This is a genomic window from Luteibacter sp. 9133 (assembly GCF_000800155.1).
In the GTDB taxonomy this organism is placed as follows: Bacteria; Pseudomonadota; Gammaproteobacteria; order Xanthomonadales; family Rhodanobacteraceae; genus Luteibacter; species Luteibacter mycovicinus.
Map to the genome: position 1 here is coordinate 3066258 of NZ_JUHO01000001.1, position 25582 is coordinate 3091839.

The window sequence follows — 25582 nt, forward strand, 5'->3', positions numbered from 1 at the left end:
CGTCAGGCGCGTTCCGTCATGCATCGACAAGTATGGGGTTCATGCCAAGGGCCTGCCGGGCGGCGATCTCGTCCTGGCGCATTTGCGCGATCAGGGCGTCAAGGCCGTCGAATTTTTCTTCGTCACGCAGTTTCCGGACGAACTCCACCGCGATGCGCATACCGTAGAGGTCGCCGGAAAAGTCGAACAGATGCGCTTCGAGCAACGGCTCCGCCACCTCGTTCACGGTCGGGCGGACACCCAGGCTGGCCACGCCGGGCCAGCTGCAAGGGCCCTCGCCCACCCCGATACGCACGGCAAAAATGCCGCGCACGGGACTGACCCGCTCGGGCAGGTGCACGTTGGCGGTGGGATAACCGAGCGTACGGCCCAGCTGCTTACCGTGCTCGACATGGCCTTCGATGATGAAGGGCCGTCCGAGCAGAGTCGCGGCGTCGGCGAAGCGGCTTTCCGCCAGCAGGGTGCGCACCTTGCTGGAAGACACGCGTTCGCCCTCGACCATCACCGGCGAGACCGCGTGCGCGGTAAAGCCGAGTTCGTCACCCATCGACCGCAGGAGGGCGAAGTCGCCGCCGCGGCGGTGACCGAAGCGGAAGTCTTCGCCCACCCAGACTTCACGGGCAGCCAGCCGGCCGACGATGACGCGGCGGACAAAATCCTCGGCGGACATCTGGGTCAGCGCTTCGTCAAAGCGAAGGGACAGAAGTTCGGCGATGCCGGCGGCGGTCATGCCCTCCGCTTTTTCGCGGACGCCGGACAGACGTGGCACCGGCTCCTTCGAAAAGAAGGCGCGCGGCAGCGGCTCGAACGAGATGACGGCTGGCGTGAGGCCCTTCGCCTCCGCCCGTGTCCGGACCTCGGCGAGAATGGCCTGGTGGCCCAGATGAAGGCCGTCGAACGCGCCGATCGCCACCACGCTGCCCTGGGGGGCGAGGCACGGTCCGTCGACGTCGCGGTGCAGTCGCAGCGTCATGCGTGAGCGCCCTGGAATCGATGCGGAATAAAAGCCATCGGGCCAGTATAGCGGCCCCATTGCGCCGCACAATGCGACGCGGAGACCCCGGACGAACCGCTCAACGCGCGCGCAGGTCGCGCAGACGGAATCCGAGGGCGAACAAGGCCGCCACGTAGGCCCCGCCCCCTGCCACCACCAGGATGGCCAGGCGCCAGACGCGCACCCACTTCTCCACGCCACTCCATTCCGGCCAGATATGCAGGCCGGTCAGCAGCACCGCGATCATCACCCCGCAGGCGAGGGCCAGCCGCGCGATATGCCGGCCCCATCCCGACTGGCGGGTGTATACGCCGGCCTTACCCAGCCAGCGCCAGAGCAGCGCAAGGTTGAGGTAGCTGGCCAGAGCGCTGGCCATGCCCAGCGCCATGTGCAGACCCGGGATGGCGGCGAGCGCCGCCATCCACGACCCGGCCTTCTGCTCCGGCGTGGCCCAGAGGAAGAACAGGAGGGCCAGGAAGCCGACATTGAAGACCATGTTGGCAACGAGCGACGCGACGCCCGCGCGGACGGGTGTCTTCGTGTCCTTGCGCGCGTAGAACGCGGGCAGCACCACCTTGACCAGCGCGAAGGCCGGCAGGCCGAAGCTCAGCGCGGTGATCGACATCGAGGCCATCTTGGTGTCGAAGGCGGTGAAACGGCCGTTCTGGAACAGCGTCGCCACGAGTGGGAACGACAGGAGCATCAACGCGAACATGGCCGGCACCGCGATCAGCAGCGTCGTACGCAGACCCCAGTCCAGTGCCCGGGAGAAGCCATCCTTGTCGGTGGCCACATGGTGGCGTGACAGCGAAGGCAGGATGACCGTGCCCAGCGCCACGCCGAAAACGCCCAGGGGAAGCTCGAGAAACCGGTCGGCCTGGGACAGCCAGCTCTGCGAACCGGCGATCAGCAGCGACGCGATCACGGTGTCCAGCAGAAGATTGATCTGCGCCACCGACGAGCCGAACAGCGTCGGCACCATCAGGGTCATGATCCGGCGCACATCCGGCGACTTCCAGCCCCACCGCGGCATGGACAACAGATTCAGGCGGCGCAGCGTCGGCAACTGGAACACCAGCTGCAGGAAGCCCGCGATCAGAATAGCCCAGCCCATCGCCATGATCGGCGTATGCAGATGCGGCGCCAGCCAGAGGGCGCCGCCGATCATGCACAGGTTGAGGATCACCGGCGTCAGGGCCGGCAGGCCGAAGCGATGGAAGCTGTTGAGCGCGCCGCCGCTCAACGCCGTCAGCGAGACGAACAGGAGAAACGGAAACGTCAGCCGCAGGAGGTCGACGGTGAGGCCGAATTTCGCGGGGTCATCCACCGCGCCCGGCGAAAACAGCGCCGTCACCTGGGGCGCGAAGATCACACCCAGCGCCACCACGATGAGCAGGATGCCGCCCAGCGTGCCGGAGGTTTTCGCCATAAGGTCTTTCAGGTCCTCATGCGTACGTGTTTCCTTGACCTCGGTGAAAACCGGCACGAACGCGGTCGAGAAGGAGCCCTCGGCGAACAGGCGGCGCATGAAGTTCGGAATGCGAAATGCGACCCAGAAGGCGTCGGTCGCGGCATTGGCACCGAAGGAGTGGCTGATCGCCATGTCCCGCACCAGGCCGAGCACGCGGGACACCATGGTCATGCTGCTGAAGGAGAGCATGCCGCGAAGAAGGCTGGGGGTTTTCATCCGGGGAGGGGCTGCCTTGGAGGCTGGATCAAACCCCTAGTTTGACAGCGAGCCCCCGGCGGAGGACAGTCCGCCATCTGGAAATTCCCGGGCCCTCGCCCGATCAACCGTCGGGTACGCCCGTGCGGGCTCTAAGCTATTGACGCGCCCGGCGTTTGGCATCAAAATGGGCGTCTTTCTTAAAACCAACCGAACTCTGGAGCTTCACCTTGGCCAACATCAAGTCCGCGAAGAAGCGTGCGCGTCAGTCGGAGCAGCGCCGTCTGCGCAACGTCAGCGCGCGTTCCATGGTGCGTTCCGCACTGAAGAAGGTCGTCAAGGCGATCGACGCCAAGGATAAGGCTGGCGCAGTCAGCGCGTACGCCATCGCCGTGCCGGTGATGGATCGTTACGCTGCCCGCGGCCTGATCCACAAGAACAAGGCTGCTCGCCACAAGAGCCGCCTGAACGCGAAGATCCGCGACCTGGCGTAAAGCCTGCGCGACATCGCTGTTTGCAGAAAAGCCGGCTTACGCCGGCTTTTTTGTTTCCCCGTTTCTTGCTTCCTGTAGGAGCGCGCCCCGCGCGCGACATCTTTTGAGGCCGAGCGCCGGGCGCTGGCGTGCAATCTTCCGGCGCCCGGTGAAGAGCTCGCGCGCAGGGCGCGCCCCTACAGGTCGGGCGGGCTCATGAGCCCGCATGCCTTTTATTCCCCGCGCAGCCTCACGTCATCGCGCTCTTCGCTGCGATCGCGCTGCTTCGCCCGCTCGGCATCGAAGAACTGCTGCACCTGCAGGCACACATCACGCGTACCGATCTCGCCAGCTGCCGAGACCACGAACCACGGCGCCGTCCATTCCAGACGCGCGATGATCTCATCGACTTTCGCCTTCAGCTCGTCCTCGTCATCAATGACGTCCGACTTGTTGATCACCAGCCAGCGCGGACGCTCGACCAGCTCGGCATCGAAATTGGCGAGTTCTTTTTCGATCGTACGCACCTGCTCCACCGGATCCGAGCCGTCGATCGGCTGGATGTCGACCACATGCAGGAGCAGGCTGGTACGCGATACGTGACGCAGGAACTGGATACCGAGGCCGGCGCCGTCGGCCGCACCCTCGATGATGCCGGGAATATCGGCGATCACGAAGCTCTGGTCGGTGCCGATGCGCACGACACCCAGGTTCGGGTGCAGCGTCGTGAACGGATAATCCGCCACGCGCGGCGTAGCCGCCGATACCGCACGGATGAAGGTGCTCTTGCCTGCGTTGGGGAAGCCCAGCAGGCCGACATCCGCGAGCAGACGCAGCTCGAGCTTGATGTCGCGAACCTCACCCGGCGTACCCGGCGTGAACTTGCGCGGAGCACGGTTGACCGAGCTCTTGAAATGGATATTGCCCAGACCGCCACGACCACCCTGCGCCACCTTCAGACGCTGGCCATGAGCCGTAAGATCGCCAATGACTTCGTCGGTGTCGACGTTGATGATGATGGTGCCGACAGGCACGCGGACATCGACATCGTCGGCGCCCTTACCGTACATCTGACTACCCATGCCCGCCTGGCCGCGCTTGGCCTTGAACGAACGCATGTGACGGAAGTCGACCAGGGTGTTGAGGCCCTCGTCGGCCACCAGCCAGACGGAACCACCGCTGCCACCGTCACCGCCATCCGGCCCACCGAAGGGAATGAATTTCTCTCGACGGAAGCTGACGCAGCCGTTGCCGCCGTCACCGGCCGAGACTCTGATTTGCGCTTCGTCGACAAATTTCATGGAAGGGGAACCTGGGTGAAGAAGTGATGCCGCTTTACAAACGAAAAGCCCCGCCGTGGGCGGGGCCTTCGTTATCGCGTCGGGGAAGGCTTACGCCTGGACGACGTCGACGAACTTGCGACCCTTATCGCCACGGGTCTTGAAGGCAACCGTGCCATCGACCAGCGCGAACAGGGTGTGGTCGCGGCCGAGGCCGACGCCCACGCCAGCGTGGAACTTGGTGCCGCGCTGACGAACGATGATGTTGCCGGCTTCAACAGCCTGGCCGCCATAGATCTTCACACCGAGATACTTCGGGTTCGAATCGCGACCGTTACGGCTGGAACCTACGCCTTTTTTATGTGCCATGACTCATATCCTCCGGCAGATCAGGCGTTGATGCCCGTGATCTCGATTTCGGTGTAATGCTGACGATGTCCCTGCGTACGCTTGTAGTGCTTACGACGACGGAACTTGACGATGCGGATCTTATCCGCGCGGCCGTGGGCGCGAATCTTCGCGCTGACGGTGGCACCGGCGACCAGCGGGGCGCCGACGGTGATCGACTCGCCTTCGCCCACCAGGAGGACCTGGTCGAACTGGACGGTGGAATCGACTTCAGCGGTGAGCAGTTCGACGCGCAGGATTTCGCCCGCCATCACACGATACTGCTTGCCACCGGTCTTGATGACTGCGTAGCTCATGGTTATTTCCTGTTGCTGTTTATGTAGTTCTTTTTAGGGTGTTACGGGTCGTGCGAACTGCGAATTATAGCCAAGGGGAAAAGGCAAGGTCAATCAGGTGGTTAAGGGAGAAAGGGTGCCGCAGGGCCTGATCGGCAGCAAAATCGAAAAAACCTTGCCTGGCATAGACTTACTGTAGGAGCGCACCCCGTGCGCGACCCGCCGGGAACGTCCGGCTCGAAGCCTGAGCCGCTTCGTGAGACCGGACAGCCGGCTTGATGGTGTGCAAGGCATCGTTCGCCGGGGTGGGGCTGAGGGTTCGCGCGCGGGGCGCGCTCCTACCGCTTAGCGGGGCGCGCTCCGACGGCTTAGGGGGGCGCGCTCCGACGGCTTAGCGGGGCGCGCTCCGACGGCTTAGGGCGGTTATTTTTTCTTTGTGGCGGCGGGCGGTGCGGGAGCCGGCTTGGCCGCCGCACCGCTGGCCGGGCACTGACCCTGCGGATTCAGGGTGCCCTGCGTCTGCAGCTGGGCGATCATCTGCTGACCGCGCTCCTGACCCCACTGCTTACCGATCTGCATACCCTCGGCCATGGTCGCCGGCATCTGCGTGATCACCTTCTGGCCAAGCGGCGAACGGTAGAACTTCAACAGGCCGTCGATATCTTCGGACGTGAAGTGCTTCTGATAGACCGGCACCATGCGGCCGATCAGCTGGTTGGTCGCGTTGGCGTCGACAAAGCCCTGCCAGTAGCTGGCCGGCACGCACGGAAGGGCGCTCTGCATCACGCCCGCCATCTGGCTGTTCATCTGGCTGAGCATCCGGCCCATGCCGACCACGTCCATCAGCTGGCGCACCTGCTGCTCGGTCGGCGCCGCGGCGAACGCCTGACCCGTACAAGCCGCCAGCATCAGGCCGGCCGCGATCCCTGTCCACTTACGCATGCGTGTTTCCTCTTCGGATGGGTGACTCGCCCCTCCCCGGGGTGGCGGCCATGGTAGCCGACCTCCGCCATCGTGCAGACCCACCTTCGGCAGCCCCGACCCGTTGGGAACAACAAATGTGATGAACCGTCAAAAGTCGACGCGGAATGAAGGCGAAAAACCCTTGGTATAGTCGGGGGCTTCCCCCATTTATGTCGGCACATGGACAGCATACGCATCCGCGGCGCCCGCACGCACAATCTCAAGAACATCGACCTCGACCTGCCCCGTGACAAGCTCATTGTCATTACGGGGCTGTCCGGTTCGGGCAAATCCTCGCTGGCTTTCGACACGATCTATGCCGAAGGCCAGCGTCGCTACGTCGAGTCACTGTCCGCCTACGCGCGGCAGTTCCTCTCGATGATGGAAAAGCCCGACGTGGACACGATCGAAGGCCTCTCTCCGGCCATCTCGATCGAGCAGAAGTCGACCTCCCACAACCCCCGATCCACCGTCGGTACGATCACCGAGGTATACGACTATCTGCGCCTGCTCTACGCGCGGGTCGGCACGCCCCGTTGTCCGAATCACGGCATTCCGCTGGAGGCCCAGACGGTCAGCCAGATGGTGGACACGGCCATGGCGCTCGATCCCGAGAAGCGCTGGATGTTGCTGGCGCCGGTCATCCGCGAGCGCAAGGGCGAGCATGTGCAGGTCTTCGACCAGTTGCGCGCCCAGGGCTTCGTCCGTGCCCGCGTGGACGGCGAGGTCTATGACCTCGACGCCGTGCCGCCGCTGACGCTGCGCCAGAAGCACACCATCGAAGCCGTGATCGACCGCTTCCGTCCGCGCGACGACATCAAGCAGCGCCTCGCGGAGTCGTTCGAGACCGCCCTGCGCCTCGGCGATGGCATCGTCGTCCTCGTCGACATGGACGACAAGAAAGCCGACGAGCAGCTGTTCTCGTCGCGCTTCTCCTGCCCGATGTGCGACTACTCGCTGCCGGAGCTCGAGCCACGCCTGTTCTCGTTCAATTCGCCCGTCGGCGCCTGCCCGACCTGCGACGGCCTGGGCGTGACCCAGGTGTTCGACGGCACGCGCGTGGTCGGCCATCCGGAGCTCAGCCTGGCCGGCGGCGCCGTGCGCGGCTGGGACCGCCGCAATGCGCATTATTTTCAGCTGATCGTCTCGCTCGCCAAGCACTACGGTTTCGATCCCGAAACGCCGTGGCGCGAGCTGCCGAAGTCGGTGCAGAACGCCGTACTCAACGGCTCGGGCAAGGAAGTCATTCCGTTCCGCTATATCACCGAGCGTGGCGGCAAGGTCACCCGCGAGCACAAGTTCGAGGGCATCCTGCCGAATCTCGAGCGCCGTTATCGCGAGACCGAGTCCGCCGCCGTCCGCGAGGAACTGGCGCGTTACATCGCCGATCACCCCTGCCCGGATTGCGGCGGACAGCGTCTGAATCCGTCGGCGCGCAACGTGTTCGTCGCGGACCACGCCATTCCCGAGCTGACCTCGCTCGCGATCGACCGTGCGCTGGCCTTTTTCGAAGGCCTCAAGCTGCCCGGCTGGCGCGGCGAGATCGCGGTCAAGATCGTGAAGGAAATCCGTGAGCGGCTGACCTTCCTCAACGATGTCGGGCTCAATTACCTCACGCTCGACCGTCAGGCCGATTCCCTGTCCGGCGGTGAAGCCCAGCGCATCCGACTGGCCAGCCAGATCGGCGCCGGTCTCGTGGGCGTGATGTACGTGCTCGACGAGCCGTCGATCGGTCTGCATCAGCGCGACAACGAACGCCTGCTGGGCACCCTGACCCGCCTCCGCGACCTGGGCAATACCGTGATCGTCGTCGAACATGACGAGGACGCGATCCGCGCGGCCGACCACCTGCTCGACATCGGCCCCGGTGCCGGCGTGCATGGCGGTCACATCGTCGCCGAAGGCACGCTCGAGCAGGTGCTCGCCAACCCGGCGTCGGTGACGGCGAAGTACCTCACGGGCGAGCGCGGTATCGACGTCCCTAAGAAGCGCCGCGAAGCGCGCGACGACAAGTGGCTCGAACTCAAGGGCGCGACCGGTAACAACCTCAAGGACGTGGATGTGCGCATCCCCGTCGGTACGTTTACGTGCGTTACAGGCGTGTCCGGCTCGGGCAAGTCGACGCTGATCAACGACACGCTCTATCGCCTTGCCGCGATGGAACTCAACGGTGCGGGCGAGCAGCCGGCAGCGCACGAGTCCATCGAGGGCCTGGAGCTGTTCGACAAGGTCGTCGATATCGACCAGTCACCGATCGGCCGCACGCCGCGGTCCAACCCGGCGACGTATACCGGGCTGTTCACGCCGCTGCGCGAGCTCTATGCGCAGGTGCCGGAGTCGCGTCAGCGCGGTTACCAGGCGGGCCGTTTCAGCTTCAATGTCCGCGGTGGCCGCTGCGAAGCCTGCGAAGGCGACGGCATGATCAAGGTCGAGATGCACTTCCTGCCGGACGTGTATGTGCCCTGCGACGTCTGCCACGGCAAGCGCTACAACCGCGAGACGCTGGAGGTCCTCTACAAGGGCCACACCATCGCCGACGTTCTCGGCATGACGGTGGAAGACGCGTTCAAGCTGTTCGAGAACGTGCCGGTGATCGCGCGCAAGCTCGAAACCCTGCGCGCGGTGGGCCTGGATTACATCAAGCTCGGCCAGAGCGCGACCACGCTCTCCGGCGGCGAAGCGCAGCGCGTCAAACTGTCGAAGGAGCTGTCCAAGCGCGACACGGGCAGCACGCTGTACATCCTCGACGAACCGACCACGGGCCTGCATTTCCACGACATCGAACAGCTGCTCGACGTGCTGCACAAGCTGGTCGACCACGGCAACACCGTGGTGGTCATCGAGCACAACCTCGACGTGATCAAGACGGCCGACTGGCTGGTTGACCTCGGTCCCGAAGGGGGTGCCGGCGGTGGACGCATCCTGGTGAGCGGCACGCCTGAAACGGTGGCCGCGACAGCGGAGTCGCACACGGGACGGTTCCTCAAGACACACCTCAAACCGGCGCGCACCACGGCGAAACCAGCCACGGCGAAGCCAACGGCCGGCAAGGTTCCTGCCGGCAAGGCGCCCGCCAAGGCCCCTGCGAAAACCGCCGCCACGAAAGCACCTGCCAAGACCTCTACGGCAAAGACCGCCCCGGCCGCGAAAAAGAAGAAACGCGCATGACCACCGAAGCCTCGAACCCGCCCGCACCGACGCCACTCTTCATCACACCGATGGAAGTCCGTTGGCAGGATCTGGACGCGTACAACCACGTCAACAACGCCAATTATCTGGTCTATCTGCAGGAGGCCCGCATCAAGTGGCTGCAGCAGCTCCCTGATAAGTGGTACGGCGAGGACGGCGCGCCGGTGATGGCACACAGCGAACTCAACTACCGCCTGCCGATCGAATGGCCGGCGGACATCCAGGTCGAGCTGTACGTCAACCGGATCGGTACCAGTTCCATGACGGTGGGGCACCGCATCGTGACCAGCGACGACGCGACGAAGATCCATTGCGACGGCAGCGTCACCATGGTCTGGATCAATCCGAAGACCGGTCGGCCCGTGCCGATTCCGCAGACGGTCCGGGATGCCGCGGGGTGATGTAGCAGCCCTGGTTCACTTCTCCCCGGTATGATCCGCGTGGGCAATCATGGAGAGAATGAATCATGTCGCGTCGCATCCTTGTCCTGGCGATCGCCAGTGCTGTCGCCTTCCCCGCCTTCGCCGCGGGTGAGCGCACCTCGCTCACGCTGTACCGCGCCGATGGCGACCAGCTGTTCGCGACCAACGGCGATGCCGTGTCCGCCGAAGGCTATGCCGTCGTCCACGAACGTCGCGTCTTCGACCTGAAGGGTGGCACGCAGGATCTCGCCATCGACGGGCTGCCCTCCGCCCTCGACAGCGAAGCGCTTTCCCTGCGCTTCCCCGACAAGGACACCCGCGTGGTCTCGCAGCGCCTGCTCCTGGGTCAGGGTTTCGACGGTGCGGTCGCCGGCCTCGTGGGACGCAACGTCACCGCCATCGGTGACGGCGGCCAGACCATCGCCAGCGGCGTCCTCGTCCGCGGCGGCGATCCGCTGGTCATCCGCGAAGCCAGCGGGCAGGCCAGCCTGATCCGGAACTACGCCGCACTGCGCGCCGCCGACGCTACCGACTTCGCCCGCGGCTCGACCCTGCAGGTGCGCGTTGCGGGGTCGGCGGCGGGCAGCAGCACCGCCCATCTCGACTACCCCACCTCCGGACTGGGCTGGCGCGGCGCCTATGTCGCGACCCTGGCACCGGGCGACACCTGCAAGATGACTTTCGACGCCGCCGCCAGCATCGCGAACCGAAGCGGACGCGACTGGAAGGACGTCTCGCTCAAGCTCGTCGCCGGCGACGCCAACCGGGCGAAATCCGCGCCTCAGCCGAAGATGTTCATGGCCCGCGCCGCCGCGGCACCGGCCCCCATGGCCATGAAGGATGCCGCGCCCCAGCAGGCTACGCTCGGCGATCTGCGCACGTACACGCTGCAGGCGACGGTGGATCTGCCCGATGGCAGCGTCACGCAGACCCCGCTCTACAACAGTCGCACGCTGGCGTGCGAGCGCAAGGCGGTCTACGACACGGGCATCCGCTACTACAACTCGCGTCCTCGCCTGGAACGCGATATCGGCCAGCCGCCGGAAGGCACGCCGATCGTATCAACCGTGGGCTTCAAGGCCTTCGACGCGCTGCCGGCCGGCTATGTGCGCGTGCTGACCGTCGACCGCGACGGCAACGCCGAGCTGCTTGGCGAAGGTCGTCTGGATGACACGCCAAAGAACAAGGACGCGACGATCACGCTAGGCAATGCCTTCGACCTGACGGCAAAGCGCGAACAGACCTCCTTCACCGCGAGTGACACGGAGCGTCGGATCGACGAGGGCACACGGATTGTCCTGACCAATGCGGGCGATACGAAACGCACCGTGACTCTGCGCGAGCACCCCGCCCGCTGGCGCGCATGGACGGTCGTATCGTCGTCCGTCAAGCCGACGAAGAACACGCCCGACGGGCTCGAGTTCGACGTGGACGTGCCGGCGAACGGTTCAGCCACGCTCGATTACACGCTGCGCTACACCTGGTCGCCCGGCGACGTGAAGTAAGAGGAGATACGACGATGCTCGATATTCTTCCGCACGACGGCGGTATCCACGAGATCCGCCTGGCGCGCGCGCCGGTCAATGCGCTCGACACCGGCCTCGTGCAGGCCTTGCACGAGGCCGTCGCCGCCGCGCCCGGCAACGGTGCGCGCGGCATCGTGCTGTCCGGCGCGCAGGGCATCTTTTCGGCGGGCGTCGACGTCCCTTCCCTGCTTCAGCGCGATCGCGCGGGTGTCACCGATTTCTGGAACGCGTTTTTCGCCCTCTGCGGCGCCATCGCGTCCTCGCCGGTGCCGACCGTGGCGGCGATCACCGGCCACAGCCCGGCGGGCGGCGCGGTGCTCGCGCTGTTCTGCGACTACCGGATCATGGCGCATGGCATCTACAAGATCGGTCTGAACGAGGTTCAGGTCGGCCTGTCCGTGCCCGAGCCGATTCAGTTCGCGATGCGGCGCATCGTCGGCACGTATCGTGCGGAGCGCTTGCTGGTATCCGGCACGATGGTGGATGCGGAGCAGGCCCATGCGATCGGCCTGGTGGACGAGCTTTCCGCGGTCGAGCAGGTCGTGCAGCGTGCCGTGATCTGGCTTGGCGAGCTATTGAAGCTGCCACCAAAGGCGATGCTGCGCACGCGTGCCATTGCGCGGGCGGATCTGCTGGAGGTATGGGGCGACACCACCGATCTGCTCGATCCGGGGTTTATCGACGACTTCTTCGGTGATGAGACGCAGGCGGTGCTGCAGGCCCTGGTGGCTCGGCTGAAGTCGAAATGACCGCATCGCGCGCAGGGCGCGCTCCTACCTGTAGGAGCGCGCCCTGCGCGCGATGCGGTGGCATGTACAAACGCGCGATGCCGCGATCACAAAAACCCGCGAATCCCCGCTACACCCTGCCCCGCATGCATCCGCGCGTCGGCCACATCATCCGGCCCCAGCCCACCCAAGGCATAAACCGGTAACGAAGCGGCTTCCGCGAGCCGCGCAAACCGCGGCCAGCCCATCGGTTCGGCATCCGGATGACTGCGCGTCGGCAAGACCGGCGACAGCGTCGCGAAGTCGCATCCCAGCCGGGAGGCCAGCGTCAGCTCTTCGGCGTCGTGGCAGGAAGCACCGACCGCCTGCCCGAGCGGCAACGGTCGCTCGGGCAGCGAGCGCAACTGGGCGGACGAGAGGTGTACACCCACGCCCGATCCCAGCCCTAGCGCACCCTCGATATCGCGGTTGAGCAGCAGCGTGGCGCCGAAGCGGCGCAGATCGTCCTGTATCGATGCAGCCAGCCCGCGCGTCACCTCGACAGACTCGTCTGGCAACCGGAGCTGCAACAGCCGCTCTCCGCGCGCTAGGGCGGCATGCAGCGCCGCGGACGCGACGGCCGCCGATGCATCCGCCGACGTGATCGGATAGTGGGCGGGCAACCGGACGGCCGCGAGGATAGGACGATCGGCGGGCGCCAGACGCGCCTCGTCCAGCCGATGCGGATCGACCCACTCGATCGCGGAGGCATCCAGCGCCTGCGGCTCACCCGTCCAGGCGTAAACGCAAATCGCTTCCAGCAGCATGTCTCGATCGCCATAGCGCCAGGGAACGCGGATCAGCGCCTCGAAGGACAGCGGATCCGCCGCGATACCCAGCTCCTCGTCCAGCTCCCGCGCCAGGGCGACCGCGGGCGTTTCGCCGGCTTCCAGCTTGCCGCCGGGAAACTCCCACATGCCCGCCAGATGCTTACCCGGCGGACGCTGGGCGATGAGGATCCGTCCGGCGCCATCGACGAGGACGCCGGCAACGACGTGCATCAGACGTTCCTGACGTATTCGACCATGTCGAAGGGGAACGCATGCTCCTTGTCCGCGGCGTGGTGCACGCGGGACACTTCAGCCCATTCCTTGAAATCGATACCCGGGAAGAACACATCGGCGCCGTCCACGGCGGCGTAGACCCAGGTCAGGTACAGCGTGCGCGCGTACGGCAGCGCCTCGCGGAACACTTCACCGCCGCCGATCACCATCAGACCGGAATGGTTGCAGCTGGCCTGGGCTTCGGCGACGGAGCGCACGGTGATCTGGCCGGGGAACGGCGCCTCGCCCTTGCGCGACAGCACGTAATTGACGCGATCCGGCAGCGCCTTGCCGATGGATTCCGCCGTCTTGCGACCCATCAGGACAGCCTTGTCCGTCGTCAGCTTCTTGAAATAGCGCAGGTCGTCGGGGAGGTGCCAGGGAAGGCCTCCCTGCTTGCCGATGGCAAAGTTTTCGTCGAGCGCGGCAACCAGGTGAACAGCCATGGAGCATCCTTCAAAAATGGGGAAACGGCGGGCGACGGCGCCCGTGCGGTGCGAATGGTAGTCCTCCCCGGCGAAGGGGGGAACTAACGCTCGTTTGATTCCGCGAGGCTAACGGCGCCGGGACGTGGCCCGGGGCCGCAGCGCGTCGAGGGCGCCTTCGTTGGCCCGGGCCCAGTCGTAGATCATTTCGATCGGCTCGACCAGCCGCTGGCCAAGCGGCGTCAGCGAATACATCACACTGGGCGGCACGACCGCCTCCTCAACCTCACGGTTGACCAGCCCACTATCGGCCAGCTCGCGCAACGTTTGCGTGAGCATCTTCTTCGAGATGCCGGGCAGGCTGCGCAGCAACACCCCCGAACGTGCGCTGCCGCCGTGCCTTGCGTGCAGCGCATGCAGAATCATACTGGTCCACTTGGTCGCGAAAAGCTCCAGTACGCGCCGGGGCGCGCAGTCTTCGAGCCACTCACTGTCGGGGGAGCCGGGTTTCATCAGCGGGTTACCTTTTGGTGCCTTCTTGGAAGGGGACATCCGCGCCTTTATGGTTGGGGGATGTCCCTGCATAGAGTAACCCCATGAACCATGCACTCGTCGTCGGCGCCAGCGGCATCATCGGCAGCGCCCTGACCGAACTCCTCGTGGCGAACGGCTGGAAGGTCTCCGCCCTCGCCCGCCGCCCGGGCGCTCGCGACGGTGTCACGCCCATCGCGGCCGACCTGACCGATGCGGACGCGACGCGCGCCGCGCTGGAAGGCGTGACACCCACGCATGTATTCATCGCCACCTGGGCACGTCAGGCCAACGAACTGGAGAACATCCGGGTCAACAGCGCGATGGTCCGCCATCTGCTCGACGGACTGCGTCCGGCCGGAAGCGTGAAGCACGTCGCCCTCGTGACCGGCCTGAAGCACTATCTCGGACCGTTCGAGGCCTACGGCAAGGGCGTGCTGCCCGAGACGCCGTTCCGTGAGGAGCAGGGCCGTCTCGATGTCGACAATTTCTACTACGCCCAGGAAGACGAGGTATTTACCGCCGCGAAGCGCGACGGCTTCCACTGGAGCGTGCACCGTCCACATACCGTGATCGGCGTCGCCGTCGGCAATGCCATGAACATGGCCACCACGCTTGCCGTCTACGCGTCGATCTGCAAAGCCACCGGTCGCCCGTTCCGCTTCCCCGGCTCGGCCGCGCAGTGGCAGAGCCTCACCGACATGACCGACGCGCGCCAGTTGGCCCGGCACCTGCGGTGGGCGTCGACGACGCCTGCCGCCGCCGACGAAGCCTTCAACGTGGTCAACGGCGACGTGTTCCGCTGGAGCTGGATGTGGTCGCGGATCGCGGCATGGTTCGGCATCGAGGCGGCACCGTTCGACGGCACCGTCGTTCCGCTCGAACAGCAGATGGAAGCGGATGCGCCGGACTGGGAGCGCATCGTGGCTGAGCACGGCCTCGCCGAACCGGACATGCATCGTCTCGTGTCCGCGTGGCACAGCGACGCCGACCTGGGTCGTCCCATCGAAGTGGTCACGGATATGTCGAAGAGCCGACGCATGGGCTTTCTGGACTATCAGCCGACCGACGACGCGTTCTTCGATGCGTTCGCGCGGTTACGGGCGGAGCGGTTCATTCCCTGAGCCCCGTGTGCGACGGCCCTCAACCTCCCGCGTCGACGGTGGCGATACATCGTCGCATCGCCGCGCGGGAGGATCGTATGACGACAGAAGTAACGTGAGCAGGGCTCGCTCAGGAACCGCGCACCTTCTTCAGCGCGCCCGGTTTATGCGCCGCCTTCGCACCCGTTTTGTCGCTTGCTACCAGGTATTCCGGATTATCGGGTGAGGCGGCAACTTTATGCCCCTTGATGGTCGAGGGGCTCGTCAGTTTGCGAACGATTTTGCCTTTTGTCTTACCCTGCGAGGTGTCCCACTGCACGTTGTCGCCACGCTTGAGAGAAGCCATGCGCCACTCCTGATCGGTTGGGTGCGACAACGATCCCCGCGGCCGTGTGGATTGCGCGTCATCACGCCATGATTTATGCCTGAAACGTCAGAACCGATAGCCCACATTGAACATCGTGCTGCGGTCGTCGCCCAGCGCGACCGCGGCCGCAAGACCGCCGGCGTAATAATGCTTGTCGAAGACGTTCTTCAGCGACAAGGCGAGATGCCAGCGCTGCGCATCCCAGGCGATGCCGGCATCGGCAACGACATAGCCCGGCAGCGTGTACGAGTAGGCGAACCGTGAGCTTTCACCCCGGAAGCCTCCGTTGAAGGACCAGGGCGAGCCGGGCGACTGGTACCGCGCGAACAACGTGGCGCTATGACGGGGCACATTGTTGATGCGCTGCCCGTCGGTCGAAGGCACTTCGCCGCCGTCGTCCGTAATCAGCCCCTGCGTATACGCATATCCGCCGTTGAGGCTGAGGCCACCGCCCAGATCGGCCGTGACGCCGAGTTCAGCGCCGCGCGTGCGCTGCTCCCCGATGGCGATGGAATAGCCTTCGTTCACCGGGTCGTCCTGCAGGACATTCTGGCGGCGGAGATCGTATAGCGCCGTCGTCACGAGCATCCGGCCCTGCATCAGGTCGAACTTCAGGCCCAGCTCCCACTGCTTGCCTTTCTCAGGAGCGAAGGGCCGAGCCTGCACGTTCGTGCCGGTGTTCGGATAAAACGACGTGGCGTAGCTCAGATACGGATGGACGGACGAGGCCAGGTCATACATCACGGCGAGTGAGCCGGTGTTGGCACTCGCGGGGTCGTTCTCGTGCGTACCGGTGAGATGGTTGTCGGTCGCCGTCCATGTGCGGTCGCGACGCAGACCCGCGGTAACGTGCCACGCCTCGCCCACCGTGAGCTGATCCCGTGCATACACGCCGACCATGTTGACGTCGGTACGCGTGTCGGTACGCGGTTTCGCCGGGCAGACGATGGCGGCACCGTAGACAGGCAGGTAGGCATCGAGGGCGGCGACCGTGCAGGTGCGCGATACAGCGTCCTCGCGAGAGTCCATGTAATCCACGCCCAGAGTGACCTCGTGCGACACATGTGCCGTTTCGAAGGACCGCATCAGACGGGAATCGACCACGAGTGTCCTGCCGCTGTAATGCTGGTCCGTGCCCGTCCGTTTCACCGAGCGCTGGTCGGCGTTCATCGCGCCGTTGGCCACGAGCTGGCCATCAAGCGTGAAGTCCTGCACGCGCAGGTTGTTGGTCAATGTCCATCCGTCGCTGAAGCGGTGCGTCAATGCGTAGCCGACCCGCGTCTGACGCCCGTCGTAAGGCTCCTGACCGGGCTCGCCCATGAAGGTGTCGCGCGGGATGGCGCCGTACTTATCGGCCTTTATCGAGCCCACGAGCGGAAGCCCCTGCTGCCGGACATAATGGCGCTCCTGCAGACTCGTCAGAAGCACGAAGTCGGTGTCCTCGCCCAGATCGAGAGACAGCGATGGCGCGATCCATCGATTCCGGAACCACACATGCTGCGTGGCATCGTCGGAGTTCATCGCAAGGCCATTCACGCGCACGGCGCTACGTCCGTTGGCGGATAGTGGCGCTCCGACGTCGAAGCTGGCCTGCCGCAGCCCGTCGCTCCCTGCGGTGACGTCGACGCTGCCAAAGGCATCCGGCTGCGGTCGTCTGCTGACCATGTTCACCACGCCGCCGGGAAGCACGAGGCCATACATCAGCGATGCGGGGCCTTTGAGGACTTCAACCTGTTCGTACCCGAACAGCTGCTCGGCCACGCGATTGGAGGCCGCCGTGCGCAGCCCGTCGACGAACAGGGAGTCCGACGCGGTCTGGCCACGAATGATCAGGTCGTCCCAGCCCCGGCGACCGAAGTTGTTGCTGACGACACCGGGAACGTTGTGAAGCGCGTCGGCCAGCGTCTGCGCCTGTTGTACGTCGAGCAGTTCGCGCGTGACGACCGTCACCGTACGCGGCGTCTGCTCGATGGTGAGCGACGATTTGTCGATCCCGGGCGGCAATTGGTTGCGAAAGCCCCCTGACTGGCCCACGACGCTCACGGCGGTGAGTTGGGTGGTCGTCTTGTCTGAAGACGTATCTGGCGTGTCCTTGTCCGGCGCGGCGCTTGCCTGAAACGCCGTGGTGAGGCAAAACGCGCCCAGCAGGAAACGGGCGCGACGGGGCGCCAGGCGGTAACAAGTCACGGCAATCTCTAAATGCGAATAAGTCGCAATAGCATATGTAAACCGTGGCGTCAGGGCAACCGCTGCGGTGCAGCACCGCTACACAGGAACGAGCGGCGTATAAATGCAGGCACCCTTGCCCGAGACATCCACCATGTCGCAGTCGTCCGCACTGTCCCAACGGGGTCAGTTCCGCCAGATGTACATGGGACTCAAGGCCCAGCATCGCCTCGACAGGATCCCGGTCATCCTGTGCGAGGGAGACTCCTGGTTTTCCACGCCGCTGGCCATGAATCTGCTGGACTGGATCGTCTCACCGGCCCCGGCGGACGCAGAGAATGGCGTACCGCTGCTGGGCCGGGGCGGCCTGTTCTTCCGGGTGGAGCGCAGTGGCGATCAGGCGGCACCGCAGACGGCGCATCCAGGACGCTCGATGTTCACCGAGGACAACGTCAGCGATCTGCTCGGATGGTTCAGGCACTATGAATTCGACATGGTGCTGCTCAGCGCGGGAGGCAACGACTTCGTCGACACCTGGCTGCATGCCGCGCTCGCCGGCAAGAGCAACCTGACCGCCGAAGCCGCGTTCGACGTCATCGTACAGACCGGCCGTTTCGAGGAGGTGCGCAAGGCCTATGCGTACTTCGTCGGAGCGTTCCACGCCGCACGCCCGAACATTCCGATCCTCGCGCACACCTACGATTACCCGATAAAAATCGGCGTCGAGGCCAGGCTCGGACTGGATATCGGCGCGGCGGGCGTCCTGAAGAAATCGATCGGACCGTGGATCGGGCCGAACGTCGCCAACGTCATCGTCGGTGGATTACCCGCATGGCAGCAGTTCGCGCGATTGCTGATCGACGGCTTCGTCGAGCAGGTACTGGAGCCGGTGAAACAGGATGCGGCGCTGGGCGGCGCCTTCGACTATGTAGACCTGCGAGGCAACCTGACGGATCCCGCGTTGTGGCACGACGAAATGCATCCGACCGAGGCCGGCTTTCACCGGCTCGCCGGAATCTTCCGCGCCAGGCTGATCGCGAAGCTACCGCCCGCGAAGCGCTAGACCCCTGCGGCGACACGCGATCGGCAAACCGCTCAGACCGCCACAGGCGCCTTGATCGCCGGATGCGGATCGTAATCCGCAATCGCGACATCCTCGAAGCGAAAGTCGAAGATCGACTTCACCTCCGGGTTCAGCACCAGCTTCGGCAACGCACGCGGCTCACGCGCCAGCTGCGTCGTCGCCTGCTCCAGATGATTCGAATACAGATGCGCGTCGCCCAGCGTATGCACGAAGTCGCCCACTTCCAGCCCGGTGACCTGGGCGATCATGTGCGTCAGCAACGCATAGCTCGCGATATTGAACGGGATACCAAGAAAGATATCGCCCGAACGCTGATACAGCTGGCACGACAACCTGCCATTGGCCACGTAGAACTGAAACATCGTGTGGCACGGCATCAGCGCCATATTCGGCAATTCGCCGACGTTCCACGCCGAGACGATCAGCCGGCGCGAGTCGGGATTGCGCTTGATCTCTTCCACGACCCAGGCGATCTGGTCGACCACCGTGCCGTCGGCCGTCGGCCACGCGCGCCACTGGCGTCCGTAGACGGGACCGAGGTCGCCGTTGGCATCCGCCCATTCGTCCCAGATGCGGACGCCGTTGTCCTTCAGGTAACCGATATTGGTATCGCCCTGCAGGAACCAGATCAGCTCGTGGACGATCGACTTGATGTGCAGTTTCTTCGTCGTGACGAGGGGAAAGCCCTTCGACAGGTCGTAGCGCATCTGCCAGCCGAACACGCTGCGCGTGCCTGTGCCGGTACGGTCGGCTTTCTCGGCGCCGTGGTCGAGGACATGGCGGAGGAGTTCGAGGTAAGGCTGCATGGCGTCGAGGGTATCAGGTGGCTGTCGCCGCCACCGGCGCGACAGGCGCGTACGGTGCGCGGCGCGAGAGCGCCAGCAGCAGGATGCCGAGCGCGATCAGCGGCAGCGAGAGGATCTGGCCCATGGTCACCCAGCCGAAGGCGAGGTAACCCAGCTGTGCGTCCGGTACGCGCACGAATTCGATGATGAAGCGGAAGCAACCGTAAAGCAGGCCGAACATGCCGGAGACCGCGTAGCGCGGGCGCGGCTTCATCGAGAAGATCCACAGCACCACGAACATCACCACGCCCTCGAGCGCGAATTCGTACAGCGGATTCGGATGCCGCGGCAAGGCGTCGGGCGCATGCGGGAAGATCATGCCGATCGGCAGGTCGGTCGGCTTGCCCCACAACTCACCGTTGATGAAGTTGCCCAGGCGGCCGAGACCCAGACCCAGCGGCACCAGCGGCGCCACGAAGTCGATGGTGTCGAAGAGCTTGATGCCGTTGCGTCGCGACCAGAAAAGACCGGCCAGCACTACACCGATCAGACCGCCGTGGAACGACATACCGCCGTCCCAGACGCGGAACAGCGCCACCGGATCGGTCCAGATCCAGTTGATCGGCGTGTAGAACAGCATGTAGCCGACGCGCCCGCCCAGCACCACGCCCATCATCAGATAGAACATGAGGTCGCCCAGGCGCTCCGAGCTGACCGGCAGACGGCCCTGGCGACGGCGGTACTCACCCAGCGACCAGCCACCGAGAAAGCCTCCCAGGTACATCAGGCCGTACCAGTGGACCTGAAGAGGGCCCAGCGAGAGGGCGACGGGATCGAAATTGACGACGAACGGAGTGCTCATGGACGGCCTGGGTCAAACGCAGACGCCAAGTGTACCGCCTTGCCGTACCGGCGCGAATGGGCTATATCCCGGCGCGGGGCATCGTCCGGGGGGATGGTGCCGACATGGATGCATCACCAGGGGAGATTCCGATGAACCACCGTTTCGTGCGGCCGCTGCTGGCCGCGCTTTGCCTCGCCACGACCGCCGCCAGCGCCGCGAATCTGATTCCGGTAGCGGACTTCGCGCGCCGCATGCCGCTGACCGAGCCCAGCCTGTCTCCGGACGGGCAGTATGTCTCGATGGCGTATCACGATCCCGATGGCAAGAATCATGGCCTGGCGATCTATCGCGTGGGCGAGATGGGCAAGCCCGTCACGCTGATCCGCATGCCGCCGTACGAAATGCCCGCCGGCATGATCTGGGCAAGCAACACCCGGCTCGTGGTGGCGCGGGGCAAGGTCGACGGTTCCATCGGCGCCGCCTCGTACACGGGCGAACTGATGGCGATCGACGTCGACGGCAAGAACGCCGACTATCTGTTCGGCTACGAGAATTACGGAAAGCGCGCCGGCACGCGCTCGCTGGATCGCGGCTGGGGCACCATCGAAGGTGCGCCCATCGAAGCGAACGGCCATTTCTACATGCGCGCCACCCTCTGGAACGATCAGGGCCACAGCACGCTTTACGACGTGGACGCGCAATCGAGCGCACGCCGGCTGATGGCCGACATCGGCGACCGCGACATGCGTTTCATGATCGCGCCCGATGGCACGGCACACTACGCCTTCGGCACGGGCGACGACTTCAAGTGGACCGTGTATCACCGCGAGGGCACGGGCTGGGCGAAAGTGGCCCGTAACCCGGACCATCACGCGTTCCTGCCCGTCGCATCCGTCGCGAACAGCAGCAACCGCATCTATGCCGAGTACAGCCCCGGTGGCCAGGGCGGTGAATTCGTCGAGCAGGACGAGGACGGCGGCAACCTGAAGGTGATCCGCAAGGACGACTTCGGCTGGGTCTCCGCCAATGGCCTGTGGACGCCCGCCCCGCTCCGCCCCTTCGGTACCGTGACCGACACCGGCATCCCGAAGGCCGAATACATCGATCCGCAGGCGCCCATCGCCAAGCTCCATCTGGCCCTGTCGCAGAAATTCCCCGGCAGCTTCGTCAAGTTCGTCGACTTCAGCCGCGACGGCGGCCAGCTGATGTTTGCCGTCGTCAGCGATCGCGAGCCCGGCCGCTACATGCTGATCGACACGAAGACGTACAAGGTCAGCAAGCTGTTCGACGCCAAGCCGTGGATCGATCCCGCGCAGATGGCGGAACGCCGCCCGTTGCGCTTCAAGGCCAGCGACGGCATGGAACTCGAGGCGATCCTCACCTTTCCCAAGGGCCGCCCGGAAGCGAACCTGCCGATGGTCCTGCTGCCCCACGGCGGCCCGCACGGCATCTCGGACGACTGGTATTACGATACGGACGCGCAGTTTCTCGCCAACCGGGGCTACCTGGTCCTGCAGGTCAACTATCGCGGCTCGGGCGGGCGCGGCAGCGACTTCGAAAAAGCCGGCTTCCTGAAGTGGGGCACCCGCATTCAGGAAGATCTGATCGACGGCGTGAAGTGGGCGATCGGCCAGCACTTCGCCGACCCCGCCCGCGTCTGCGTGTTCGGCGCCAGCTTCGGCGGCTATTCGGCCCTGATGACGCCCATACGCGCGCCGGGGGTCTTCAAGTGCGCGGTCGCCTACGACGGCGTCTACGACCTCGACATGATGTACAACAAGGGCGACATCAAAACCGAAAAATCCGGCCGCAGCTACCTCACCACGGTGATCGGCCGCGATCAGGCCGACCTTGCCGCCAATTCGCCGACGCACCTGGCCGACAAGATCGACGTGCCCGTCTTCCTCGTCCACGGCGAAGACGACGAACGCGCGCCTTTCGCCCAGTTCAAGGCCATGAAGGCCGCCCTCGACGCGGCACACAAACCGTATGAAACGCTGACCAAGCCGGACGAGAAGCATGGTTTCGTCAAGCCCGAGAACATCGAGGAGTTCTACAACCGCCTGCAGGCGTTCCTGGCGAAGAACATAGGGCCGTGACTTCCGCCGGTTGCCCCCGTCACGTCGCACGCGTTATCTTCGCGTGATCGTCCGGCCCGAGTGGGGTGTGACGGGGGCTTGGGAGGCTTCAGGGTATGCAAGTGAGTTCCGGGCAGAGGCGCCACGTCGCAGGTCGACACGCGGCGCTCGCCATCGCGCTCGGGGCCTGCCTGCTCGCTCCGGCCGCCAGCGCACAACAAAGCTCGCCGTCCTCGGCGGAACTGCTGGCACCGGTCAATGTGACGGTGACCGGCTCGCGTATCCGCGGTACCGACGTCGAGACCGCGCAACCTGTCTTCACCCTCGACCGCCAGGCCATCCGTGCCACGGGGCTCACCAGCCTCAGCGACATCATCGCCCGGCTGCCCTCGGCGGGCACCCCCGAAGTCACCCCGCAGGACACCCTGTCCTCCAGCGGTGACGCCGGTGGTCGCTATGCAAACCTGCGCAACCTCGGCGCCGTGCGCACCCTGGTGCTCGTCAACGGCCGGCGCTGGACGACCAGCCTCGGTGGCCTCACCGACATCTCCACCATCCCGGTGTCGATCGTCGAGCGCATCGAAGTGCTCAAGGACGGCGCGTCGTCGATCTACGGGTCCGACGCGATCGGTGGCGTGGTCAACATCATCACCACGGACCGCTTCGAAGGCGCCACGGCCGACGTGCAGTACGGCGTCAACGGTCATGGCGACGGCGCGCAGAAGAACGGCACCTTCACCTGGGGCAAGAGCACGCAGAACGCTTCGATCATCCTCGGCGCCAGCTACGAAGACGGCGACGATCTCAGAGATGCCAAGCGTTCGCTCACCGCCTCGCCGGACGGCCCCCGCCATGCCGACAGCGGCTTCGGCATGGGTCCCTATGGAGGCGTGATCGACCCGCGTTCGCCCGGCACCGCGTATGTGATCAACCACGCCGGCGGCGTGGTCGGCGATACCGCGAACCTGGCCAACTACCATCCGTACGACGTCGACAGCAATGCGGACAAATACGCCACCACGCGCGACATGACGTTCCGGGCCGGCAGCAAGTTGCGCAACCTGTTCGGCACGGGTCGATACAACCTGACCGACGACATCACCCTGCGCGGCATGGCCAGCTACGGCGTGCGCGACACGCATTGGCAGGCTGCGGGCTATCCGCTGGAAAGCGGCTCGGGACGCGGCGACCCGCTGGTGATCGACGCGAACAACGCCTATAACCCGTTTCCGGGCTACGACACGTCTTTCTTTCGCCGCCTGACGGAAATTCCCCGGATCACCTGGGCGAAAAGCAAGACGATGCACCTGGACGGTGGCGCCGAAGGCACGTTCCAATGGGGTGAGCACACCTGGAACTGGGACGTGACCTATGCCTATTCCGAAGCGCGTGCCAGCCGGACCACCAGCGGCAACATCGACCTCGACCATGCGCGCAAGGCACTCGGCGCGACGACGACGGTCGATGGTCGGCTCGCCTGCGCGGACGCCGCCGATCGCGCGGCCGGCTGCGTGCCCTGGAACATTCTGGCAGGGCCCGGCGGCACACCGGACGCCGTATGGAACTACGTAACCTCCACCGGCACGTCACACCAGACCACTCGCACCAACGACGTCATCGCCAACCTCACCGGTGGCGTACTCGACCTTCCGGCAGGCACGCTGCGTGTCGCGGGCGGCATCGAGCACCGCAACGAGACCGGCCGGTACACGCCCTACCCCGCCGACTCCGCCGGGCTGACCACGCAACTGGCCAGCGCTCCCACGGCGGGCGGCTACATCGCCAACGAAGCCTACGTCGAGCTCGACGTGCCGCTGCTCGCCGACCTGCCGCTTGCCCATGAGCTGGCGATTAACGTGTCGTCGCGCTACTCGCATTACTCCGCGTTCGGCGGCCGGACCAACGACAAGTACAGCTTCCGCTGGAAGCCGTTCGACGATCTCCTGCTGCGCGGGACGTATGCGGAAGGATTCCGTGCGCCGACGGTGGCCGATCTCTACGCCGGCACCAGCGAGAGCTTCGAGAGCTTCCTCGATCCGTGCGACAGCGCGTACGGTGCCGCCGCGGGCAACGCCGCCGTCGCCGCGCGTTGTGTCGCCTCGGGCGTCCCGGCCAGCTATCGCCAGACCGATCAGTCAGGCGCGCAGATCAACTCGGCGACCGGCGGGCAGAACCCGAACGCGTTCAGCGCTGGCGCCAATCCCGCGCTCAAGCCCGAGTCGTCGATCACCCGCACCGCCGGACTGGTCTACAGCCCCAGCCAGATCGACGGTCTGGATGTCACGCTCGATTACTACAAGGTCGACATCGAGGACGTCATCACCCCGATCCTGGCCGGTGACATCCTCAATTTCTGCTACGTCGGTAACGACCCGGCGTACTGCGGCCGCTTCACGAGGGCGACGAACGGGACCATCACCTCGCTCGACGAAAGCCTGGCCAACCTCGGCTCGCTGCGCACGGAAGGCTACGATCTGGGCCTGCACTACCGGTTCCCCGTCACCCACTTTGGCGAATTCGCACTGCTTTCGGACAGCACCTATCTGAAGGACTACACGCAGGTCAGCAGCCCCGGCGCCGCGCCGCGCCACCTGGCCGGGTACATGAATGGGGTGCAGGGCCTGTACCGTGTGCGTTCCAACCTGTCGCTGGACTGGTCGCTGAAGCGCTTCGGCGCCACGTGGACGGTGCGATATTTCTCCGGACTCAACGACAGTTGCTGGTCGGCCGATGTCGAGTGCAATCACCCCGAGAAGGTCAACGCACTGACGGGCGCCACCGGAATCAGCCATAAGGGCGGCGTCGCGTTCCACGATGCGCAGCTACGCTGGCAGGCACCGTGGAATGGCAGTTTCCGCGTCGGCATCAATAACGTTTTCGCCCGCAAGGGACCGTTGTTCTACAACGTCTCCGCGGCCGGCGGCGGCAGCCCGCCGTACAACCCGGCATACGATGTCGACCGTTATTTCTACGTGGGTTACCAGCAGCGGTTCTGAGCCACTCGCAAGATCCACCGCATTTCGAACGATCCAATCGCATCCGTAATTTCGGATAGGAATCGTTCTCAAATCCTTGCGGTCATATGACAGCCGCGTTATGTTCCCGTTACGTCGCATAGCGCCCAGGGTCGGCGCGACGTGAGTGTCCCCACACTCCAGGCCCTTCGATACCCCCATCAACGAGTGCCGTCAGC

The 25582-nt window shown here is 65.1% G+C and carries 22 protein-coding genes; 9 read left to right on the forward strand and 13 right to left on the reverse strand.

The genetic code is table 11. The annotated features are described in order from the left end of the window. Positions 1–16: 16 nt before the first annotated feature. Together FA87_RS13325 and murJ are read right to left on the reverse strand one after the other, a co-directional pair. Positions 17–973, reverse strand: coding sequence for a bifunctional riboflavin kinase/FAD synthetase (locus FA87_RS13325; RefSeq protein ID WP_043695177.1), 957 nt, complete (start codon positions 971–973; stop codon positions 17–19). A 100-nt stretch (positions 974–1073) separates the two neighbouring features. Beyond that, positions 1074–2681: a murein biosynthesis integral membrane protein MurJ gene (murJ, locus tag FA87_RS13330; protein WP_036111446.1), complete on the reverse strand. Its 1608-nt coding sequence runs from the start codon at positions 2679–2681 to the stop codon at positions 1074–1076. 209 nt (positions 2682–2890) lie between these two features. Between murJ and rpsT the strand changes: the two genes are divergently transcribed. Continuing rightward, a complete protein-coding gene (gene rpsT / locus FA87_RS13335; protein WP_036111443.1) occupies positions 2891–3154 on the forward strand; it encodes a 30S ribosomal protein S20 in 264 nt (87 codons plus the stop codon). Positions 3155–3366: 212 nt separating this feature from the next. Here the strand turns inward: rpsT and cgtA are convergent, their stop codons facing one another. The 4 genes from cgtA to FA87_RS13355 form a co-directional block, all read right to left on the reverse strand. After that, positions 3367–4434, reverse strand: a complete 1068-nt coding sequence (gene cgtA, locus FA87_RS13340) for an Obg family GTPase CgtA (protein WP_036111440.1) — start codon at positions 4432–4434, stop codon at positions 3367–3369. A gap of 90 nt (positions 4435–4524) precedes the next feature. Continuing rightward, positions 4525–4782, reverse strand: a complete 258-nt coding sequence (gene rpmA / locus FA87_RS13345; RefSeq protein WP_036111438.1) for a 50S ribosomal protein L27 — start codon at positions 4780–4782, stop codon at positions 4525–4527. A gap of 20 nt (positions 4783–4802) precedes the next feature. After that, complete coding sequence (rplU, locus tag FA87_RS13350) at positions 4803–5117, reverse strand: 50S ribosomal protein L21 (protein WP_036111437.1); 315 nt, start codon at positions 5115–5117, stop codon at positions 4803–4805. 402 nt (positions 5118–5519) lie between these two features. Next, entirely contained in the window at positions 5520–6038 is a 519-nt protein-coding gene (locus tag FA87_RS13355) for a DUF2059 domain-containing protein (RefSeq protein WP_036111435.1), read from the reverse strand. Positions 6039–6239: 201 nt separating this feature from the next. Here FA87_RS13355 and uvrA point away from each other — a divergent pair, with 201 nt between their 5' ends. The 4 genes from uvrA to FA87_RS13375 all read left to right on the forward strand — a co-directional run bounded on the left by uvrA (position 6240) and on the right by FA87_RS13375 (position 11945). Beyond that, positions 6240–9227, forward strand: a complete 2988-nt coding sequence (uvrA, locus tag FA87_RS13360) for an excinuclease ABC subunit UvrA (protein WP_043695181.1) — start codon at positions 6240–6242, stop codon at positions 9225–9227. Beyond that, complete coding sequence (locus tag FA87_RS13365; RefSeq protein ID WP_043695185.1) at positions 9224–9649, forward strand: thioesterase family protein; 426 nt, start codon at positions 9224–9226, stop codon at positions 9647–9649. Before uvrA ends, FA87_RS13365 begins: the two co-directional genes overlap by 4 nt. A 65-nt stretch (positions 9650–9714) precedes the next feature. Beyond that, positions 9715–11175 (forward strand): DUF4139 domain-containing protein, encoded by a 1461-nt coding sequence (locus tag FA87_RS13370; RefSeq protein ID WP_043695188.1) that lies wholly within the window; start codon positions 9715–9717, stop codon positions 11173–11175. Between the two features lie 14 nt (positions 11176–11189). Beyond that, complete coding sequence (locus tag FA87_RS13375) at positions 11190–11945, forward strand: enoyl-CoA hydratase/isomerase family protein (protein WP_036111420.1); 756 nt, start codon at positions 11190–11192, stop codon at positions 11943–11945. Between the two features lie 86 nt (positions 11946–12031). On the opposite strand, the gene FA87_RS13380 is transcribed toward FA87_RS13375, so the two are convergent. From FA87_RS13380 to FA87_RS13390, 3 genes are all read right to left on the reverse strand, one after another. Then, positions 12032–12964 carry a Nudix family hydrolase gene (locus tag FA87_RS13380; RefSeq protein WP_036111417.1) on the reverse strand — a complete coding sequence of 311 codons (933 nt, stop codon included), beginning with the start codon at positions 12962–12964 and terminating at the stop codon, positions 12032–12034. Further along, positions 12964–13452 (reverse strand): dihydrofolate reductase, encoded by a 489-nt coding sequence (locus FA87_RS13385; RefSeq protein ID WP_036111413.1) that lies wholly within the window; start codon positions 13450–13452, stop codon positions 12964–12966. The genes FA87_RS13380 and FA87_RS13385 overlap by 1 nt, the downstream gene beginning before the upstream one ends. A 108-nt stretch (positions 13453–13560) precedes the next feature. Beyond that, positions 13561–13944: a helix-turn-helix domain-containing protein gene (locus FA87_RS13390; protein WP_036111412.1), complete on the reverse strand. Its 384-nt coding sequence runs from the start codon at positions 13942–13944 to the stop codon at positions 13561–13563. An 83-nt stretch (positions 13945–14027) separates the two neighbouring features. Here FA87_RS13390 and FA87_RS13395 point away from each other — a divergent pair, with 83 nt between their 5' ends. After that, complete coding sequence (locus tag FA87_RS13395) at positions 14028–15086, forward strand: SDR family oxidoreductase (RefSeq protein WP_043695192.1); 1059 nt, start codon at positions 14028–14030, stop codon at positions 15084–15086. 109 nt (positions 15087–15195) lie between these two features. On the opposite strand, the gene FA87_RS13400 is transcribed toward FA87_RS13395, so the two are convergent. Then, entirely contained in the window at positions 15196–15411 is a 216-nt protein-coding gene (locus FA87_RS13400) for a DUF2945 domain-containing protein (protein ID WP_036111405.1), read from the reverse strand. An 87-nt stretch (positions 15412–15498) separates the two neighbouring features. Then, on the reverse strand, positions 15499–17619 hold the full coding sequence (locus FA87_RS13405; RefSeq protein ID WP_197062418.1) for a TonB-dependent siderophore receptor: 2121 nt from the start codon (positions 17617–17619) through the stop codon (positions 15499–15501). A gap of 133 nt (positions 17620–17752) precedes the next feature. Between FA87_RS13405 and FA87_RS13410 the strand changes: the two genes are divergently transcribed. Further along, positions 17753–18661: a hypothetical protein gene (locus tag FA87_RS13410; RefSeq protein ID WP_156128558.1), complete on the forward strand. Its 909-nt coding sequence runs from the start codon at positions 17753–17755 to the stop codon at positions 18659–18661. 32 nt (positions 18662–18693) lie between these two features. On the opposite strand, the gene FA87_RS13415 is transcribed toward FA87_RS13410, so the two are convergent. Both FA87_RS13415 and lgt read right to left on the reverse strand, forming a co-directional pair. Continuing rightward, positions 18694–19488, reverse strand: coding sequence for a thymidylate synthase (locus FA87_RS13415; RefSeq protein WP_043695201.1), 795 nt, complete (start codon positions 19486–19488; stop codon positions 18694–18696). A 13-nt stretch (positions 19489–19501) separates the two neighbouring features. After that, positions 19502–20329, reverse strand: a complete 828-nt coding sequence (lgt, locus tag FA87_RS13420; RefSeq protein ID WP_036111397.1) for a prolipoprotein diacylglyceryl transferase — start codon at positions 20327–20329, stop codon at positions 19502–19504. Positions 20330–20460: 131 nt separating this feature from the next. On the opposite strand from lgt, the gene FA87_RS13425 reads away from it, so the two are divergent. Both FA87_RS13425 and FA87_RS21325 read left to right on the forward strand, forming a co-directional pair. After that, a complete protein-coding gene (locus FA87_RS13425; protein WP_052191357.1) occupies positions 20461–22410 on the forward strand; it encodes a prolyl oligopeptidase family serine peptidase in 1950 nt (649 codons plus the stop codon). A 95-nt stretch (positions 22411–22505) separates the two neighbouring features. Next, positions 22506–25385 carry a TonB-dependent receptor gene (locus FA87_RS21325; RefSeq protein WP_043695204.1) on the forward strand — a complete coding sequence of 960 codons (2880 nt, stop codon included), beginning with the start codon at positions 22506–22508 and terminating at the stop codon, positions 25383–25385. Positions 25386–25582 lie beyond the last annotated feature (197 nt).

What these genes read in the sequence shown, in the direction of transcription:
- FA87_RS13390 (WP_036111412.1), bottom strand. Translation starts at nt 13,944, where the DNA reads ATGAAACCCGGCTCCCCCGACAGTGAGTGGCTCGAAGACTGCGCGCCC.
- FA87_RS13325 (WP_043695177.1), bottom strand. Translation starts at nt 973, where the DNA reads ATGACGCTGCGACTGCACCGCGACGTCGACGGACCGTGCCTCGCCCCC.
- FA87_RS13410 (WP_156128558.1), top strand. Translation starts at nt 17,753, where the DNA reads ATGTCGCAGTCGTCCGCACTGTCCCAACGGGGTCAGTTCCGCCAGATG.
- FA87_RS13375 (WP_036111420.1), top strand. Translation starts at nt 11,190, where the DNA reads ATGCTCGATATTCTTCCGCACGACGGCGGTATCCACGAGATCCGCCTG.
- murJ (WP_036111446.1), bottom strand. Translation starts at nt 2,681, where the DNA reads ATGAAAACCCCCAGCCTTCTTCGCGGCATGCTCTCCTTCAGCAGCATG.
- FA87_RS13395 (WP_043695192.1), top strand. Translation starts at nt 14,028, where the DNA reads ATGAACCATGCACTCGTCGTCGGCGCCAGCGGCATCATCGGCAGCGCC.
- FA87_RS13400 (WP_036111405.1), bottom strand. Translation starts at nt 15,411, where the DNA reads ATGGCTTCTCTCAAGCGTGGCGACAACGTGCAGTGGGACACCTCGCAG.
- FA87_RS13425 (WP_052191357.1), top strand. Translation starts at nt 20,461, where the DNA reads ATGAACCACCGTTTCGTGCGGCCGCTGCTGGCCGCGCTTTGCCTCGCC.
- FA87_RS13385 (WP_036111413.1), bottom strand. Translation starts at nt 13,452, where the DNA reads ATGGCTGTTCACCTGGTTGCCGCGCTCGACGAAAACTTTGCCATCGGC.
- cgtA (WP_036111440.1), bottom strand. Translation starts at nt 4,434, where the DNA reads ATGAAATTTGTCGACGAAGCGCAAATCAGAGTCTCGGCCGGTGACGGC.
- FA87_RS21325 (WP_043695204.1), top strand. Translation starts at nt 22,506, where the DNA reads ATGCAAGTGAGTTCCGGGCAGAGGCGCCACGTCGCAGGTCGACACGCG.
- FA87_RS13380 (WP_036111417.1), bottom strand. Translation starts at nt 12,964, where the DNA reads ATGCACGTCGTTGCCGGCGTCCTCGTCGATGGCGCCGGACGGATCCTC.
- FA87_RS13355 (WP_036111435.1), bottom strand. Translation starts at nt 6,038, where the DNA reads ATGCGTAAGTGGACAGGGATCGCGGCCGGCCTGATGCTGGCGGCTTGT.
- FA87_RS13415 (WP_043695201.1), bottom strand. Translation starts at nt 19,488, where the DNA reads ATGCAGCCTTACCTCGAACTCCTCCGCCATGTCCTCGACCACGGCGCC.
- rplU (WP_036111437.1), bottom strand. Translation starts at nt 5,117, where the DNA reads ATGAGCTACGCAGTCATCAAGACCGGTGGCAAGCAGTATCGTGTGATG.
- uvrA (WP_043695181.1), top strand. Translation starts at nt 6,240, where the DNA reads ATGGACAGCATACGCATCCGCGGCGCCCGCACGCACAATCTCAAGAAC.
- FA87_RS13365 (WP_043695185.1), top strand. Translation starts at nt 9,224, where the DNA reads ATGACCACCGAAGCCTCGAACCCGCCCGCACCGACGCCACTCTTCATC.
- rpmA (WP_036111438.1), bottom strand. Translation starts at nt 4,782, where the DNA reads ATGGCACATAAAAAAGGCGTAGGTTCCAGCCGTAACGGTCGCGATTCG.
- lgt (WP_036111397.1), bottom strand. Translation starts at nt 20,329, where the DNA reads ATGAGCACTCCGTTCGTCGTCAATTTCGATCCCGTCGCCCTCTCGCTG.
- FA87_RS13370 (WP_043695188.1), top strand. Translation starts at nt 9,715, where the DNA reads ATGTCGCGTCGCATCCTTGTCCTGGCGATCGCCAGTGCTGTCGCCTTC.